At 67.1% G+C, this 15,788-nt stretch carries 13 protein-coding genes, 1 tRNA gene and 3 pseudogenes; 10 read left to right on the forward strand and 7 right to left on the reverse strand.

Annotated features, from left to right (window positions below):
* Positions 1-14 precede the first annotated feature (14 nt).
* Together QT17_RS07430 and QT17_RS07435 are read left to right on the forward strand one after the other, a co-directional pair.
* Entirely contained in the window at positions 15-2,225 is a 2,211-nt protein-coding gene (locus tag QT17_RS07430) for a hypothetical protein (protein WP_039458495.1), read from the forward strand.
* A pseudogene (locus QT17_RS07435) lies at positions 2,222-4,799 on the forward strand (UvrD-helicase domain-containing protein). The gene QT17_RS07430 and the pseudogene QT17_RS07435 overlap by 4 nt, the downstream one beginning before the upstream one ends.
* A 25-nt stretch (positions 4,800-4,824) precedes the next feature.
* On the opposite strand, the gene rpsI reads toward QT17_RS07435, so the two are convergent.
* A complete protein-coding gene (rpsI, locus tag QT17_RS07440; RefSeq protein ID WP_039458497.1) occupies positions 4,825-5,211 on the reverse strand; it encodes a 30S ribosomal protein S9 in 387 nt (128 codons plus the stop codon).
* Positions 5,211-5,635 (reverse strand): annotated as a pseudogene (rplM, locus tag QT17_RS07445) (50S ribosomal protein L13). The gene rpsI and the pseudogene rplM overlap by 1 nt, the downstream one beginning before the upstream one ends.
* A gap of 113 nt (positions 5,636-5,748) precedes the next feature.
* Between rplM and QT17_RS07450 the strand changes: the two are divergent.
* The gene (locus tag QT17_RS07450; protein ID WP_039458499.1) at positions 5,749-7,395 is read left to right on the forward strand and encodes a CTP synthase; all 1,647 of its coding nucleotides are present in this window, start codon (positions 5,749-5,751) and stop codon (positions 7,393-7,395) included.
* Here the strand turns inward: QT17_RS07450 and QT17_RS07455 are convergent.
* From QT17_RS07455 to cycA, 5 genes and pseudogenes are all read right to left on the reverse strand, one after another.
* Positions 7,392-8,417: a DUF815 domain-containing protein gene (locus tag QT17_RS07455; protein WP_200883386.1), complete on the reverse strand. Its 1,026-nt coding sequence runs from the start codon at positions 8,415-8,417 to the stop codon at positions 7,392-7,394. The two genes, QT17_RS07450 and QT17_RS07455, sit on opposite strands and share 4 nt — an antisense overlap.
* Before the next feature lie 43 nt (positions 8,418-8,460).
* Positions 8,461-8,536, reverse strand: a tRNA-Lys gene (locus QT17_RS07460).
* Between the two features lie 40 nt (positions 8,537-8,576).
* On the reverse strand, positions 8,577-9,188 hold the full coding sequence (locus tag QT17_RS07465) for a thiamine diphosphokinase (protein WP_039458502.1): 612 nt from the start codon (positions 9,186-9,188) through the stop codon (positions 8,577-8,579).
* Positions 9,185-10,134: pseudogene (locus QT17_RS07470) on the reverse strand (ABC transporter ATP-binding protein). The gene QT17_RS07465 and the pseudogene QT17_RS07470 overlap by 4 nt, the downstream one beginning before the upstream one ends.
* Before the next feature lie 53 nt (positions 10,135-10,187).
* Positions 10,188-10,634, reverse strand: a complete 447-nt coding sequence (cycA, locus tag QT17_RS07475; protein ID WP_039458505.1) for a cytochrome C-552 — start codon at positions 10,632-10,634, stop codon at positions 10,188-10,190.
* Between the two features lie 270 nt (positions 10,635-10,904).
* Here cycA and QT17_RS07480 point away from each other — a divergent pair, with 270 nt between their 5' ends.
* Genes QT17_RS07480 through soxX (QT17_RS07510) form a run of 7 tightly spaced genes read left to right on the forward strand, consistent with a single transcriptional unit; the run spans position 10,905 to position 15,787 of the window.
* Entirely contained in the window at positions 10,905-11,306 is a 402-nt protein-coding gene (locus QT17_RS07480; RefSeq protein WP_235283832.1) for a thioredoxin family protein, read from the forward strand.
* Positions 11,299-11,751: a thiosulfate oxidation carrier protein SoxY gene (gene soxY, locus QT17_RS07485; RefSeq protein WP_039458510.1), complete on the forward strand. Its 453-nt coding sequence runs from the start codon at positions 11,299-11,301 to the stop codon at positions 11,749-11,751. The genes QT17_RS07480 and soxY overlap by 8 nt, the downstream gene beginning before the upstream one ends.
* Before the next feature lie 16 nt (positions 11,752-11,767).
* The gene (soxZ, locus tag QT17_RS07490) at positions 11,768-12,094 is read left to right on the forward strand and encodes a thiosulfate oxidation carrier complex protein SoxZ (RefSeq protein ID WP_039458512.1); all 327 of its coding nucleotides are present in this window, start codon (positions 11,768-11,770) and stop codon (positions 12,092-12,094) included.
* A 43-nt stretch (positions 12,095-12,137) separates the two neighbouring features.
* Complete coding sequence (soxA, locus tag QT17_RS07495; RefSeq protein WP_039458515.1) at positions 12,138-12,920, forward strand: sulfur oxidation c-type cytochrome SoxA; 783 nt, start codon at positions 12,138-12,140, stop codon at positions 12,918-12,920.
* Positions 12,921-12,930: 10 nt separating this feature from the next.
* Positions 12,931-13,509: a sulfur oxidation c-type cytochrome SoxX gene (soxX, locus tag QT17_RS07500; protein ID WP_038031186.1), complete on the forward strand. Its 579-nt coding sequence runs from the start codon at positions 12,931-12,933 to the stop codon at positions 13,507-13,509.
* Entirely contained in the window at positions 13,506-15,227 is a 1,722-nt protein-coding gene (gene soxB, locus QT17_RS07505; RefSeq protein ID WP_038031184.1) for a thiosulfohydrolase SoxB, read from the forward strand. The genes soxX (QT17_RS07500) and soxB overlap by 4 nt, the downstream gene beginning before the upstream one ends.
* On the forward strand, positions 15,224-15,787 hold the full coding sequence (gene soxX / locus QT17_RS07510) for a sulfur oxidation c-type cytochrome SoxX (RefSeq protein WP_038031180.1): 564 nt from the start codon (positions 15,224-15,226) through the stop codon (positions 15,785-15,787). Before soxB ends, soxX (QT17_RS07510) begins: the two co-directional genes overlap by 4 nt.
* The last annotated feature ends 1 nt before the right edge of the window (position 15,788 follow it).

Below are 15,788 nucleotides of genomic sequence, written 5' to 3' on the forward strand. Positions count from 1 at the left end.
TAAACTAAGGCCCTATGAAGCCGGGCCTCTATCCCGTGGTGGGGCCGCCGGCTTCGGGGAAGACCGCTTGGGCCCTGGAGCTCGCCCTAGAGGCCCTTAGGCGGCGGGAGCGGGTCTGGTGGGTGGGGTTACCCCATCAACGGGCCTACGTCTACCGCCTCTTGGGGCAAAAGGGAGCCTTTTTGGGCCTGGAGTTCCTCTCCTTCCAGGCCCTCTACTACCGGGTGGTGGCGGAGGCGGGAAGGCTTGGGCCCCTCCTGCCAGGGGCGGGGCGGGTGGCGTTGGTGGCGGAGGCCTTGCGGGCGCTTTCCGGCCCCCAGGTGGCCCCGGGGGAGGCCCGCCTCTTCGCCCGGGCCATCGCCGAGCTGAAGCGGTTTGGCCTTTCCCCCTTCGCCTTGCCTAAGGAGGGGGAGGCGGGGCGGCTGAGGCGGGTGTACTTCCTCTACGAGCGCCTCAAGGGAAAGGCCCTGGACTACGATGACTTTCGCCGCCTGGCCGGGAAGGTGCCCCTGAGGCTTTTCCCCAGGCCGGGCCTGGTGGTGGTGGACGGATTCCGAGAAATCGGCCCCTTGGACCTCCACTTCCTCCGCCGCTTGGCGCAGGAGGTTCCCGTCCTCCTCACCCTAGAGCTTCTCCCCGAGGGGCTGGAGCCCGTGGAAGAGCTTTCCCCAAGGCCCATCCGCCGCCAGGTCTACGCCCTCGCCAACCCGGTGGAGGAGAGCCGCTACCTCCTGAGGGCCCTGAAGCGGGCCCTCGCCCCCAAGGCGCTGGGCGGGGAGGGGCTTGCCCCCGAGGAGGTGCTGGTGGTGGCCCCGGAGGGGCGGATCCCCGGGCTTCTCCTCCTCAAGGACGAGTACGGCCTTCCCCTGGTGGACGGGAGGGAACGGGCCCTGGCGGACACGGAGGAGGGGGAAAGGGTTCTCGCCCTCCTCAACCCCTTCCCCACGGGGCGGGACCTCTTGGCCTTAGGGTTTTCCGCCTTGGGCCGGCGCGCCTTGCGCCTGGGCCTGGCGGGGGAGGAGGCGCTTCGGGCCTTGGCGGAGCGGGAAGGCCTCCTTGCGGAGTGGGAGGCGTTTTGCGCCCTCAGGACCCCTGGGGAGGACGCCTTGGCTTGGGGGGAAGCGGTTCTGAGGTGCCTTGGGGTTTCCGACAAGGAGCCCTTCCTCGCCCGGCTCCGCCTGGCCCTGCGGGTGGACCGGGCCAATCCCCTTTCCTGGTGGCGGAGCCTCCTTTTGGACGAAACCTTAACCCCCCTCGAGCCCCAACGGGGGCGGTGCCCCTCCCTTCCCCCCTTGCGGGCCACGGGGGTGCGGGCCCGGCGGGTTTACGTCCTGGAGTGGCTCGCCGGGCGGTACACCCTCGAGGAGCGGGAGGACTACTTCCTCCTGGAGGACCTTAGGGAAAGGGGGCTTCTTAAGGGGCTTCCCAGGCGGCTTCGGGGGCTAGACCCCCTCTTCCAGGAGGAGATGGCGAGCCGGGGGGAGGAGGTCTTCCTCCTCTACCCGGAGGCGGGGCCCTCGGGGCCCTATGCCCCCTTGGCCCAGGGGGAAAGGCCCGAGCCCTTGCCCCCGGCAAGCCTCCTGGAGGCCCTGCCCCACGAGCCTTTCCGGGTGGAGGACCCCACCACCCAGGCGCCCCCGCCCCACCTCGAGGCCCTCCGCCGCTATTTGGAGTGCCCCTTTCGCGCCTACGCCCTGCGCTTTAACCTCCAAGAGGAAGACGGGGCCCCGGGCTGGCACCTCCTGCCCAAGGAGCTTCCCCGCCTGAAGGAGGACCCCCAAGTGGGCCCTTGGCTTTCGGCGCACAGGGAGCACCTGGAGGGGATGGCCTTTTGGGTGCCTTGGCAGGGCCGCCGATTCGTCCTGCGCCTGGACGGGGTGCGGCGGGAGGGGAAGAGGGTCCACCTCTACCGCCTCCTTCCCCCGGGCAAGGAACCCGACCTGAGCCCCAAGACCCGCTGGACGGAGTGGTACGCCCTAAAGGCCCTCCTTTCGCGGAAGGACGTGGAGGAGGTCTTCCTTTGGGTCTGGCCCTGGCTGGGGGCGCCCAAACCCCACCGCAAGACCCCTTACCGCCCGAAGGAGCGGCTTCCCTTGGCGGAGGAGGTGGAGGAAATGGCGCAGGCGGCCTACCAAGCATGGGAGAAGGGCGCCTTTCCCCCCAAGCCCGGCCCCCACTGCTACCACTGCCACTTGGCCGACGTCTGCCGCAAGGAGGAGGTATGAAGCTTTACGTTGCCTCGGCGGGCACGGGGAAGACGCACACCTTGGTGCGGGAGCTTTTGGAAAGCCTCCGCCAAGGCGTGCCCCTAAGGCGCATGGCCGCCCTCACCTTCACCCGCAAGGCGGCGGAGGAGCTCAGGGGAAGGATCCTGGAGGCGGTGGCCCAGCTGGGGGACGAGGCGGCGAGGCGGGAGGCCTATGGGGCGGTCTTCACCACCATCCACGGCTTCATGGCCGAGGCCTTGCGCCACACCGCCCCCTTCCTCTCCCTGGACCCCGACTTCGCCCTTTTGGACGAGTTCTTGGCCGAGGAGGTCTTCTTGGAGGAGGTGCGAAGCCTCCTTTACCTTAAAGGGCTTTCCCCCGAGTGGGAGGAGCTCCTCCGGGCCCTTTACCGCAAGCGTTCCCTGGCGGAGGCCTTCCTGCCCGCCGAGGGGGAGGAAAACGGGAGGCTCCTCGCCCTCTACGGGGAGGTCCTTGCGGGCTACCGCCGCCGGACCCTCGAGGCCCTGGGGCCGAGCGACCTCGAGGCCCTGGCCCTCCGCCTGGTGGAAAACCCCCTCGCCCTTTCCCGCCTGGTGGAGCGCTTCCCTCACCTCTTCCTGGACGAGTACCAGGACGTGAACCCCCTTCAGGCCCGCTTCTTTGGGGCGTTGGAGGAGGCGGGGGCCAGGCTCGTGGCCGTGGGGGACCCCAAGCAGTCCATCTACCTCTTCCGCAACGCCCGGGTGGAGGTCTTCCGCCAGGCCCTGGCCCGGGTGGAAAGGCGCGAGCTTAAGGAAAGCCGCCGCCACGCCAGGGAGGTGGCGGCTTTCTTGAACCGGTTCCTGGCCCTTTTCCCCGAGGCGGAACGGGTGCCCCTGGTGCCCTTGCGGGAGGAGGAGGGGCGGGTGGAGGTGCACTGGGTGGTGGGGGAAGGCGAGTTAGAGGCCAAGCGGGCCTTTGAGGCGCGCCTTTTGGCCGAGCGGCTTCGGGCGCTTGCGCAGGAGGGGGTGCCCTTCCCGGACATGGCCGTCTTGGTGCGAAGCCGCACGAGCCTTCCCCCCCTGGAAAGGGCCTTCCGCGCCCTGGGGGTGCCCTACGTGTTGCGGCGGGGGCGGAGCTTCTTCACCCGGCCCGAGGTGCGGGACCTCTACCACGCCCTCAGGCTTTCCCTCCTGGAAGGCCCTCCTTCCCCTTCCGAGCGGCTTTCCCTTCTGGCCTTTTTGCGGGGGCCTTTCTTGGGGCTCAACCTGGGGGCGGTGGAGGAGGCCTTGCGGGCGGAAGACCCCTTACCCCCACCTGCCCGAGGAGGCGCAGGCCCGCCTGGCCTGGCTCAAGACCCTGGCGGGGAAAAGGCCTTTGGAGGCGCTTAAATCCCTGGTCCAGGACGAGGTCTTCCTCAGGCGGCTTGAGCCCAGGGCCCGGGCCAACCTGGACGCCCTTTTGCTCCTCGCCGCCCGGGAGCGCTTTCCGGACATCGAGGCCCTCCTGGAATGGCTCAAGGTGAGGGCCCAGGACCCCGAGGCCGGGGAGCTTCCCGAGGGGGGCGAGGGGGTGAACCTCCTCACCGTCCACGCCGCCAAGGGCCTGGAGTGGCCGGTGGTGGCGGTCTTTGACCTGGCCCGGGGGGAGCCCCCGGACCGGGAGCCCCTCCTGGTGGGGGAGGGGGGGCAGGTGGCCTTGAAGGGCACCCCGGGCTACGAGCCCTTGGCCGGGGCCCTAAAGAAGGCGCAACGGGAGGAGGCGTTCCGCCTCCTCTACGTGGCCCTTTCCCGGGCTAGGGACGTCCTCCTCCTCACGGGAAGCCTCTCCGGGCGCCCCGGGCCTTGGGCGGAGGTCCTTTGGGATTTGGGCCTGGGCCCCGACGGGGAAGACCCCCTGGTGCGCCGCCACTCCCTAAGCCCCCTGCCCCGGGTGCAGCCCAAAGGGAAGCGAGAGAGCCCCAGGCCCGCCCCCTACGCCGCTTGGCGCCCGGACCCAAGCCCCTTGCCCTGGGTCTACTCCCCAAGCGCCTTCCGCAAGGACAAGGACGAGCCCAAGCCCCTGGCGGAGGCCTTGGAGGGGGAGGCGGCCTCCGAGTACGCCCGGGCCCTGGGCACCCTGGTCCACTACGCCATCGCTCGGGACCTGGACCCTCAGGACGAGGGGGCCATGGCGGCCCTTCTCCTCCAGGAGGTGGCCTTCCCCTTCTCCGAGGGGGAAAAGGCGGCGCTTCTCGCCGAGGTGAAGGCCCTCCTTGCCCGCTACCGGGAGCTTTTGGGCCAGGCTTTGCCTTCCCTCGAGGCCCGGGCCGAGGACTACCCCGAGCTTCCCCTGGTCCTTCCCCTGGGGGGCACCGTCTGGCACGGGGTCCTGGACCGCCTCTATAGGGTGGGGGAGCGGTGGTTCCTGGACGACTACAAGACCGACCAAACGGTGAAGCCCGAGGCCTACCGCTTCCAGATCGCCCTTTACGCCGAGGCGGTGCGGCGAGCCCTGGGGGTGGAGGCGGAGGCCAGGCTCGTCTACCTGCGCCACGGCCAGGTCCACGCCTTTTCCCCAGAGGCCCTGCGGGAGGCTTTGAACCAGATGCCAAGGGAAATCCCCCCGGGGTGAGCCCGGGGGGAGGAAAGGGTGGCGCCTAGCGCTTGGAGTACTGGGGCGCCCGGCGGGCCTTGTGCTTGCCGTACTTCTTCCTTTCCACCATGCGGGGGTCGCGGGTGAGGAAGCCCAAGGGCTTGAGCTTGGCGCGGTAATCCGGGTTGTAGCGCAGAAGGGCCCGGGCCACCCCTAGCTTGATAGCGTCAATCTGGCCGCTCTTGCCGCCCCCCGTCACGGTGATGTAGGCGTCAAAGCGGCCCAAGGCGTCCACCACCCGCAAAGGCTCCAGGGCCGCCACCGCCCGCACGATGCCCTGGAAGTAGTCCTGGAAGTCCTGGCCGTTCACGGTGACCTTACCGCTTCCGGGTCTGAGGAAGACCCGGGCCACCGCCTCCTTGCGCCTGCCGGTGCCGTAGTACTGCTCCATCACTTGACCTCCAGCTTCTGTGGCTTCTGGGCCTGGTGGGGGTGGGTGGGCCCGGCGTAGACCTTAAGCCGCTTGAAGAGCTTCCGCCCCAAGGGCCCCTTGGGGAGCATCCCCTTCACCGCGTGCTCCAGCACCCGCTCGGGGTGGGTGGCGAGCATCTTCTCCGCCGGGATCTCCTTGAGGCCCCCCTGGTAGCCGCTATAGCGGGTGTAGATCTTCTGCTTGAGCTTCTTCCCCGTGAGGCGGATCTTGTCGGCGTTGATCACCACCACAAAATCCCCCATGGCCACGTTGGGGGTCCAGTCGGGGCGGTGCTTGCCCCTAAGGAGGGTGGCGATCTGGGTGGCGAGCCGCCCCAGGGTCTTGCCCTCGGCGTCAATCAGAACCCAACGGGGTTCAATCTCTTCGGCACGTACGTTTGCATGACCAGGGCCCTCCTCAAGTTCTTGCCGGGGGATCGGGGGACCCCGCAAGAACGCCAAAGAAGACTCTACCACAAACCAAGGCCTTCCGCCAGATGTGGTAGGCTAAAGTCCCGTGAGCGGGGTTTCCGATAGCCCAACAAGGCCCAGGAAGTACGTGTTCGTCACCGGAGGGGTGGTGTCCAGCCTGGGGAAGGGGATCCTCACCTCCTCCTTAGGGGCCCTCTTAAGGGCCCGGGGGTACCGGGTCACGGCCATCAAGATTGACCCCTACGTGAACGTGGACGCCGGCACCATGCGCCCCTATGAGCACGGGGAGGTCTTCGTCACCGCCGACGGGGCGGAGACCGATTTGGACATCGGCCACTACGAGCGCTTTTTGGACATGGACCTCTCCCGGGGGAACAACCTCACCACCGGCCAGGTCTACCTTTCCGTGATCCAGAAGGAGCGCCGGGGCGAGTACCTCTCCCAGACGGTCCAGGTCATCCCCCACATCACCGACGAGATCAAAGACCGCATCCGCAAGGTGGCGGAGGAGCAGAAGGCGGAGGTGGTGGTGGTGGAGGTGGGGGGTACGGTGGGGGACATAGAAAGCCTCCCCTTTTTGGAGGCCATCCGCCAGTTCCGCTTTGACGAGGGGGAGGAGAACACCTTCTACATCCACCTCACCCTGGTCCCTTACCTGGAGACCAGCGAGGAGTTCAAGACCAAGCCCACGCAGCACTCCGTGGCCACCTTGCGGGGTGTGGGCATCCAGCCCGACGCCATCGTCCTCCGCTCCGTGAAGCCCGTGCCCGAGGAGGTGCGGAACAAGGTGGCCCTCTTCACCAACGTGCGCCCCGGGCACGTCTTCTCCAGCCCCAACGTGGAGCACCTCTACGAGGTTCCCCTCCTCCTGGAGGAGCAGGGCCTGGGCCGGGCGGTGGAGCGGGCCTTGGGATTGGAGCCCGTCTTCCCCAACCTGGCCTTCTGGCAGGAGGCGGTCCGGGTCCTCAAACACCCCGAGCGCACGGTGCGCATCGCCATCGCCGGGAAGTACGTGAAGATGCCGGACGCCTACCTTTCCCTCCTGGAGGCCTTGAAGCATGCCGGCATCAAGAACCGGGCCCGGGTGGAGGTGAAGTGGGTGGACGCCGAGGCCCTGGAGGCGGGAGACCTGGACGAGGCCTTCGCCGACGTCTCCGGCATCCTGGTCCCCGGGGGCTTTGGCGTGCGGGGGATTGAGGGCAAGGTGCGGGCGGCCCAGTACGCCCGGGAGCGCAAAATCCCCTACCTCGGCATCTGCTTGGGCCTGCAGATCGCCGTGATTGAGTTCGCCCGCAACGTGGCGGGGCTAAAGGGGGCCAACTCCACGGAGTTTGACCCCTACACGCCCCATCCCGTCATTGACCTCATGCCGGAGCAACTGGAGGTGGAGGGCCTGGGCGGGACCATGCGCCTCGGGGACTGGCCCATGCGCATCAAGGAGGGCACCCTCCTCCACCGCCTCTACGGCAAGGAGGAGGCCATGGAGCGGCACCGCCACCGCTACGAGGTCAACCCCCTTTACGTGGACCAGTTGGAGCGGGCTGGGCTCGTCATCTCCGCCACCACCCCGGGGATGCGGGGCCGGGGGGCGGGGTTGGTGGAGGCCATTGAGCTAAGGGACCACCCCTTCTTCCTCGCCCTCCAAAGCCACCCCGAGTTCAAAAGCCGCCCCATGCGCCCCTCGCCTCCCTTCGCCGGCTTTGTGGAGGCGGCCTTGCGCCGCCGGGGCTAGCGGAGGAGGCTTGCGAACTGCCGGGCCACCCGGCCGGAAAAGCCCTTTTGCAGGGCAAAGCGAAGGGCCTCTTCCGCTTCCTCTTGGCGGAGGGGGCGGCCCAAGTGGTGGGCCACCGCCTGGAGGTAAAGCCCCTTGTCAAAGGGTGGGAAGGTGAGGACGAGGCCGAAGCGCTCGGAAAGGGCCAGGGTGTCCTGAAGGGCGTCCCAGGCCTCGGGGGCCTCGCCCGGCAGGGGGTTCTCCCCCAGGCGGCGCACCAGGTGGCGGCGGTTGGAGGTGGCCAGGAGGAGGACGTTTTCCGCCGCCCCCTCGAGGCTCCCCTCCAAAAGCGCCTTGAGGTGGTGGAAAGCCGCGTCCTCGGGGTCTAAGGAGAGGTCGTCCAGGAAGAGGAAGAAGCGGTGGGGGAGGGAGGCAAGGGTGGCCAGAAGGGTTTCCAGCTGGGAAAGGGCCTTGGGCTCCACCTCCACCATGCGAGCCCCTTCCAGGTGCAATAGCCCCCTGGCAGCGGTGCTTTTTCCCGTGCCCCGGGCCCCGTAGAGGAGGGTGTGGAGGGCGGGCTTGCCCGCGAGGAAGCGGCGGGCGTTTTCCTCCAGGGCCCGGTGTTGCGCTTCATACCCCAAAAGTTCCCCCGGCTTGGGCAGGCGGGGGGAGGGAAGGGGGTGGAGCTCCCCATCAAAGCGGAAGGCGCGGTACAGGGCGAAGGGCCAGGGCCCGTGGGCCTTTAGGACCGCCGCCATGGCCTCGGGGTCGCGGGCGAGGAGGGCCTGAAGCGCCCCTTCCTCCGCCGGGTGGGGGGGGCGTTCCCCCAGGCTTCGCAGGGGGTATTCCCGGCGCAGGCGCTCCAGCTCCAGGTAGAGGGCCTCGAGGTCCAGCCGCATCAGGTCCAATACCCCTGGGGTGGCCTTCAGGGCCCGGAAAGCCCAAGGAGCCTTGAGGAGGCTTTGCGCCAAGGCGTAGCCCCAGGGTTCCCCTTGGGGAAGGTCCATGGGCAGAAGGTCCAAGGGGTTCTTGGGGTGGTCCATAGCGACCATGATACGGAACCCCCCGGGCTTCCCCGGGGGTCCTTGGTGGGCCGCACAGGACTCGAACCTGTAACCCACCGATTAAGAGTCGGTTGCTCTACCGGTTGAGCTAGCGGCCCAAACGCCAAAAGCTAGTGTAGCCCCCCCCTTTTGCCCCTGTCAATAGACGTAGAGCACCGCCCGCCCCACCGCCACCTCTATCCGGATCGCCCCCAAGGCCTCGTTCTCCAGGGTGCGGGTGGTGGCCGCCAAAGGGGTCAAGGGGGGGTTCCAGCGGGCCCCTTCCAGGGCCAAGGCCACTTCGGGAAAGGGAAGGAGGCTAAAGGGGGTGCCCGGCGCCAAGGGAAAGGCGTGGGCCCCGGGAAGTAGGGGGTAGGCCCAGGTGAGCCCGTCCGTGAGGGCCACCTTTACCCCCCTTTCCGCCAGGGAAAAGGAAAGGGCCAGGTGGGCCAGGGTGTGGTCCAGCCTCCCCCCAATCCCCCCGAGCAAAAGCACCTCCTCCGCCCCCAGGGCCAAGGCCCTTTGCAACAGGGCTTCCCCGTCGGTCAGGTCCTTTTCCCGGGGCAGGACCTCCTTGGGGGCGGGAAGGGCCGACTGCAGCCAAGGGGGGCTTGAGTCAAAGTCCCCCAGCCACACCTCGGGGATGAGCCCTAAGGCGAGGGCGTGCCTGCCCCCTGAGTCCGCCGCCAGGAGGCGGTATCCTTGAAGCTTTTCCCTAAGTGGCTCTGTGACCAGCAGAGGGCCCCCTAAGAGGAGGGCGAAGCGCCTCATCCCTCCAAGGCTACCGCCTGGGCTAGGTCCAGGTGGAGCCCCATTCCCCCCCTTCTTCCGGGCCCTCCTCCGCCTCCAGGTAGAGCCTCACGCCCCGCGCCCTCACCCATAGCCCCACCCGGTTCCCGTAGAAAAGCCGCTCCTCCACCACCCCCGCCCAGTCCCCCCCCAAGCGCAAGGCCCGGGGGGGAAGGAGGTGAAGCCGGGGCGGAAGCCCGAGCCGCACGCTCTCCTCGGGGCCCAGCAGGTTCTTGTGCCCGAGGAAGCGGGCGGTCCAGGCGTCCTTGGGCTGGGCGTAGACCGCTTCCGGGGTGCCCACCTGCACGAGCCTCCCTTCCCGGAGCACCGCCACCCTTGCCGCCAGGAGAAACGCCTCCTTTTGGTCGTGGGTCACCAGGAGGGTGGTGACGCCCTCTTCCCGCAGGGTCTTGCGCAGGAAGAAAAGGAGCTCCTCGCGAAGCCTGAGGTCCAAAGCCCCCAAGGGCTCGTCCAGGAGGAGGAGGCGGGGCCTCGCCGCCAAGGCCCGGGCTAGGGCCACCCGCTGCTTTTCCCCCCCCGAAAGGGCCTCGGGCCGCTTGCGGGCGTGGGGGGAAAGCTCCATGCGGGAGAGAAGCTCCTGCACCCTTTCTTCCCGCCGGGCCTTGGGCCAGCGGGCCTCCACCAGGGGAAAGGCGATGTTCTCCGCCACGCTGAGGTGGGGGAAGAGGGCGTAGTCCTGGAAGAGGAAGCCCACCCCCCGCTTTTCGGGGGGGAGGGGGGTGAGGTCCAGGGGGCCGAGGCGCACGAAGCCCCGGTCGGGGGGCAGGAGGCCGGCGATGAGCTTGAGGAGGGTACTCTTTCCGCTGCCGGAGGGCCCGAGGAGGGCGAGGACTTCGCCTGCTTGCACCTCGAGGGCCACCTCTAGCCGGAAACCGGGGAAGCGCTTTTCCAGGGCGAAGGCCAGCACCCCTCCATTAAAAAGCCCCCGGGGCCCCTGGGCCCCGGGGGCGGGCCATGGCCTCACTTCAGGCCCAGCTTCTTACGCTCCTCCAGCACCTGCTGGGGGGTGAGCTTCTTGTCCCGCAGGGCCTTGACCTCGGCCGTGGTGAAGGGCTTGAAGCCCTGGACCTTCTTGTCGTCGCCCCAGGCGGTGGCGATGTGGTTGAGGATGGCGGCGATTTCCTCGTCCTTGAGGCCGTTAAAGGCGGGCATGGCTCCGTTATACTTCATGCCCTTGACCTCAATCTGCCCCTGAAGGCCCCATAGGATCACCTTGATCAGGTACTCCCGCCCCCCCTGTTTGCCGAGGATCTCCGCCACGTGGCCCGCCAGGGGCGGGAAGGCCCCGGGGATCCCTTGGCCGTTGGCCTGGTGGCAGCCCGCGCACTGGGCGTAGAGCTTGGCGCCGTCCGCCTGGGCCAAGGCCAGGCCGCCGAGTAGGAGGAAAGCCATAAGGGTCCGCTTCATCTTTACCCTCCGGGGTATAGGGTAGTTTGTCCCTTCGGGTTCGTCAAGAGCCTGGGCTTTAGCTTTCCTTTAGTCGGGGGTAAGGCACCGCTTGGCGCGGGAGGGGGTCATCTACCCCTCAGCTCAAAACAACAGGGGGTATAATGTGAAGAAGCGGTCAAAGTAGTGTAGTCGGGGGCTTGATTTTCCCCTGACCAACCTGGTAAGGTACAAATGTCCTTGGGTGTACCCGGGTGGTGTAAGGTGATGTACGCATACAGGGTACTTTGGATGTTCCTCCTCGGCGTGGCGCTGGCGGCGCCGGACTTTGGGCGCTGGTATCCCTTTCCCCAAGCCCAAGCCCTGGCCCAGGAGCACGCCCGGGTGCTCATGGTGTACTTTCATAGCGCCCACTGCCCCTACTGCGAGCAGATGAACACCTTTGTCCTCTCCGACCCCGCGGTGAGCCGCCTTTTGGAAGAGCGCTTCGTGGTGGCCTCCGTGGGTACGGATACCCCGGAGGGGCAGGAGCTGGCCCGGCGCTTCCGCGTGCCGGGCACCCCCACCTTTGTCTTCCTCGTCCCCCGGAAGGGGGCGTGGGAAGAGGTGGGCCGGCTTTTTGGCAGCCGGCCCCGGGCGCAGTTCCTTGCGGAGCTGCGCCAGATGTGCGCCAAAGGAGGTGCGTGTGAATAGGCGAGCGTTTTTGAAGGCGACCGGAGCGGCCCTTTCCGCCCTCGCCGTGGCGGGGCTTCCCGCCATGGCCCAGGGGCTGGAGGGCGAGGACCTGGCCCACCTGGAAAAGGCCCTGCAGGAGGCTTTGGGCAAGGGGTTTAAAGACCTTACCCCCTCCAACCTGGTGAAGCTCACCATGCCGGCCATCGCGGAGAGCGGGGCCAACGTGCCCGCGGAGGTGGAGGTGAACCTGCCCGCAAGCCAGGTGAAGGCCATCCACCTCTTCGCCGACAAGAACCCTACACCTCACATCTTCGCTTACATGCCTATTAGGGCTGAACCCTACTTCTACGTGCGGATCCGTTTGGCGGAAACCTCGGCTGTCCGGGCCGTGGTGGAAACCACCGACGGCAAGCTGCTTTTGGCCTCGGCCAGCACCCGCGTGACCGTGGGGGGCTGCGGCTAAAGAAAGGAGGTAGAAGATGCCCATCCGTACCATCGTTCGCCTCACCCCGGCCAAGCCCAAGGCGGGAGAGGGGTTCAAGCTCACTGTGTTGGCGCAACACCCCAACGAGCCGGGTACCCGCCGCGACGCCCAGGGGAACCTCATCCCCGCCAACTACATCAACCTGGTGGAGGTCTACTTTGAAGGGGAGAAGGTGGCGGAAGCCCGCCTCGGCCCCTCTATTGCCACCAATCCCAACTACGCGTTCAAGTTCAAGGCGGAAAAGCCGGGGACCTACACCGTAAGGCTTAAGGACACCAGCGGCGACACCGGGGAAGCCCAAGTAAAGCTGGAGCTAGCCTAAATGGGGCGCCCGGGAAACCGGGCGCCTTTATGGAGGTGGGTATATGCGGTCCAAGGCGTGGTGGGTGGTAGGCGTGGCCCTTCTCTTGGCCTCGGCCCTGGCCCAGGGAAGCCCGGACCCCCGGGAGGAGGCCAAGCGGCAGAAGGAGCTCCTCCTGCAAACCGCGGGCATCCTCCCCACGGAGCTCGTGGTCCAGCAAGGGGAGGAGCTCTTTAACCGGAAGGGGCCCTCGGGCAAAACCATGGCCGAGTGCGACTTCGGCCTGGGCAAGGGGGTTTTGGAGGGGGCCGCCGCCCGGCTTCCCCGCTACTTCCTGGACACGGGCCGGGTGGAAGACCTGGATGGCCGCATCCTTACCTGCATGACCCGGGTCCAGGGGTTCAAGCCGAGCGAGGTGCGGCGCTCCGAGGTGGTGGCCGTGGCCTTTTACATCGCCAGCAAGTCCACGGGCCACAAGATCCAGGTGCGCCTCCTCTTCCCCCAGGAGCGGGAGCTTTACGCCCTCGGGGAGAAGCTCTTTTACGCCCGCTCGGGGCCTAGGGACGTGGGCTGCGCCACTTGCCATGTGACCTACGTGGGCAAGCGGGCCGGGGTTTTGCCCTACGCCGACGTGCTGGGGAAGGACAAGTCTTGGACCCACTGGCCCGCTTACCGCTACTCCAACGACCAGATCTGGACCATGCAGGACCGCATCCGGGCCTGCTACGGCAACATCGGCCATCCCCAGCCTGCTCTTTACTCCCTGCCCATCCTAGCCTTGGAGCTTTTCATGGCCTACCAGAATAACGGGGCGGTGGTGGAGGAGTGGCCGGCTTTCGTGCGGTGAGGAGGCGGCGATGAAGGCGAAGAAGCTTATCCCCATCCTTTTGGCCGTGCCCTTGGTGGTGGCCCTGGCCCAGTCGTACTTTTCCCCTTCCGAGCTGGAGGCCATCAAGACGGGTGGCAAGACCTACGCGGATGTCTTCCTTAACCAGCGTCCGGACCAGGCCCTTTGCTCCATTCACCGCAACCGTCTGCCCGGCGATCTTCTCCCCAAGTTCCTCGAGGAGCAGCGGGCCCTCATCAAGTACCCGCAAAGCGGCAAGCTCATGGGGGACTGGAAGAAGGGCGGGGCCATCTTCAACAACCTGCAGAAGGCCAACTGCTTCTCCTGCCACTTTGGCTCCCCGGTGCACCTGGGCGGGGACGTGGGGCCCAGCCTGGAGAAATACGGCCTCAAGCGGGGCCAGTCCGAGGCGGTGCAGCGCTACACCTACGAGGTCATCTACAACTCTTGGGCTTATTTCCCCTGCACGGTCATGTACCGCTTTGGGGCCCAGGGGCTTTTGACCCCCGAGGAGATCGCAGACGTGGTGGCCTACCTGTTGGATCCGGAAAGCGACTTCAACACCAAGCCGGCGGTGGGGTCTAAATGAACCGAAGGGAGCTTCTTTTTTGGCTTTCCGCCCTGGGAGGGCTTGGGCCCAAGGCTTTGGCCCAGGTTCTGGAGAATCCTTCCCGCCTCTACGACCTTCCCCCTTACGGCAACGCCACCCTCCTCTACTTCTCCGACCTCCACGGCCAGGCCTTCCCCCACTACTTCATGGAGCCTCCCAACCTCATCGCCCCCAAGCCCCTTATGGGGAGGCCCGGCTACCTGACCGGGGAGGCCATCCTGCGCTACTACGGGGTGGAGCGGAAGACCCCCTTGGCCTACCTGCTCAGCTACCTGGACTTCGTGGAGCTGGCCAAGGCCTTCGGTCCCATCGGGGGCCTGAGCGCCCTCACCGCCCTTATCCGCAGGCAAAAGGCCCAGGTGGAGGCCGAGGGGGGCAGGGCCTTGGTGTTGGACGGGGGGGATACCTGGACCAACTCCGGCCTTTCCCTCCTCACCCAGGGAGAGGCCATCGTGGACTGGCAGAACCTCGTTGGGGTGGACCACATGGTCTCCCACTGGGAGTGGACCCTGGGGCGGGAGCGGGCCGAGGCGCTCTTCAAGAAGCTTAAGGGCGAGCACCTCTCCTACAACGTAGTGGATGAGCTTTTCGGCGACCCCCTTTACCCTGCTTACCGGATCCACCAAATGGGCCGCTACACCCTGGCCGTGGTGGGGGCCACCTATCCCTACGTGAAGGTTTCTCACCCCGAGGAGTTCACGGAAGGCCTTTCCTTTGCCCTGGATGTGCGCCGCTTGCAGGAGGCCGTGGACCAGGCCCGGGCCGAGGGGGCGGATGCCGTGGTGCTTCTCTCCCACAACGGCCTCCAGCTGGACGCGGCCTTGGCGGAGCGGGTGAAGGGCATTGACCTCATCCTTTCCGGGCACACCCACGACCTCACCCCTTCCCCCTGGCGGGTGGGCAAGACCTGGATCGTGGCGGGAAGCGCAGCCGGTAAGGCCCTGATGCGGGTGGACCTGGAGCTTTTCAAGGGGGGTATTGCCAACCTCCGGCTCAGGATCCTGCCGGTTCTGGCCCGCCATCTCCCGGGGGCTCCTGACGTGGAGGCCTTCCTGGAAAAGACCCTGGCTCCCCACCGGCAGCACCTTTTCGAGCCCCTGGCGGTTTCCGAATCCCTGCTTTACAAGCGGGACACCCTTTACTCCACCTGGGATGAGCTGGTGGGGCAGGCGGTGAAGGCTCTTTATCCCGAGGTGGACCTGGTCTTCAGCCCGGCGGTGCGCTGGGGCACCACCATCCTTCCCGGCCAGGCCATCACCCGGGACCACCTCTACGCCTACCTGGGCTTTACCTACCCCGACCTTTACCTCTTCTGGCTACGGGGGGAGCAGATCCGGAACACCCTGGAGGACATCGCCAGCAACGTCTTTACCCCCGATCCCTTCTACCAGCAGGGCGGGGACGTGAGCCGGGTTTACGGCCTCCGCTACGTGCTGGACCCCGATGCCCCCGTCGGCAAGCGCATCCGGGAGGTGGAGGTGGGCGGCAAGCCCCTGGATCCCAATCGCCGGTACCTGGCGGCCTCCTATGGGGGAAGGCTCCAGCGGGTGGGGGAGGCCAAGGCGGGGTACGAGCCCAGGCCCATCTACCAGGTCCTCGAGGAGTACCTCAAAGCCGCTGGGCGCATAAGGGTTTTGCCCAAGCCCAACGTGCGCGTGTTGGGACGTAACTACCGTGTGCCGGAGGTGAGTTCATGACCAAAAAGGCGTCAATTTTGTTAGTTTCGGTGGTCATCTTGGGGCTTGGCCTCACCCAGGTGAGTCCCTTTAGGGCCCGCTTTGAGGCGGCTTTGCATGCGGGCGGCCACGAGTTTGCCAAGGTGATGCTCTCCCAGGACAAAGGGCAGGCCCTTTGCTCCCAGTACCGGGATAAGCTTCCCCCGGATCTCATCCCGACTTTCCTGGCGGAGCAGAAGGCCCTCATCAAGTACCCGGCAAACGGCAAGCTCATGGGAGACTGGAAAAACGGGGAGAAGGTCTTCACCGATCCCAAGCGGGGTAACTGCTACGCCTGCCACGCCGGGGTCGCCAGCGAGGTGGCCCACGGCACCATGGGGCCGAGCCTGACCAACTATGGGCAGCGGGGCACCTCGGAGGCGGTGGTGCGCTACACCTACGAGAAGATCTTCAACGCCTGGGCCTTCGTGCCCTGCTCCCTGATGTACCGTGGCGGGGTGCACGGCCTCTTTACCCCGGAGGAAACCGCCGACCTGGTGGCCTTTCTTCTGGACCCCGAGTCCCCCATCAACCGGAGGTGAG

This window comes from Thermus sp. 2.9 (genome assembly GCF_000794385.1).
Lineage (GTDB): Bacteria > Deinococcota > Deinococci > Deinococcales > Thermaceae > Thermus > Thermus thalpophilus.

Coding starts and splice junctions, on each gene's coding strand:
- QT17_RS07430 (WP_039458495.1), top strand. CDS start 15: ATGAAGCCGGGCCTCTATCCCGTGGTGGGGCCGCCGGCTTCGGGGAAG.
- rpsI (WP_039458497.1), bottom strand. CDS start 5,211: ATGGAGCAGTACTACGGCACCGGCAGGCGCAAGGAGGCGGTGGCCCGG.
- QT17_RS07455 (WP_200883386.1), bottom strand. CDS start 8,417: ATGGACCACCCCAAGAACCCCTTGGACCTTCTGCCCATGGACCTTCCC.
- QT17_RS07465 (WP_039458502.1), bottom strand. CDS start 9,188: ATGAGGCGCTTCGCCCTCCTCTTAGGGGGCCCTCTGCTGGTCACAGAG.
- cycA (WP_039458505.1), bottom strand. CDS start 10,634: ATGAAGCGGACCCTTATGGCTTTCCTCCTACTCGGCGGCCTGGCCTTG.
- QT17_RS07480 (WP_235283832.1), top strand. CDS start 10,905: ATGTTCCTCCTCGGCGTGGCGCTGGCGGCGCCGGACTTTGGGCGCTGG.
- soxZ (WP_039458512.1), top strand. CDS start 11,768: ATGCCCATCCGTACCATCGTTCGCCTCACCCCGGCCAAGCCCAAGGCG.
- soxA (WP_039458515.1), top strand. CDS start 12,138: ATGCGGTCCAAGGCGTGGTGGGTGGTAGGCGTGGCCCTTCTCTTGGCC.
- soxX (WP_038031186.1), top strand. CDS start 12,931: ATGAAGGCGAAGAAGCTTATCCCCATCCTTTTGGCCGTGCCCTTGGTG.
- soxB (WP_038031184.1), top strand. CDS start 13,506: ATGAACCGAAGGGAGCTTCTTTTTTGGCTTTCCGCCCTGGGAGGGCTT.
- soxX (WP_038031180.1), top strand. CDS start 15,224: ATGACCAAAAAGGCGTCAATTTTGTTAGTTTCGGTGGTCATCTTGGGG.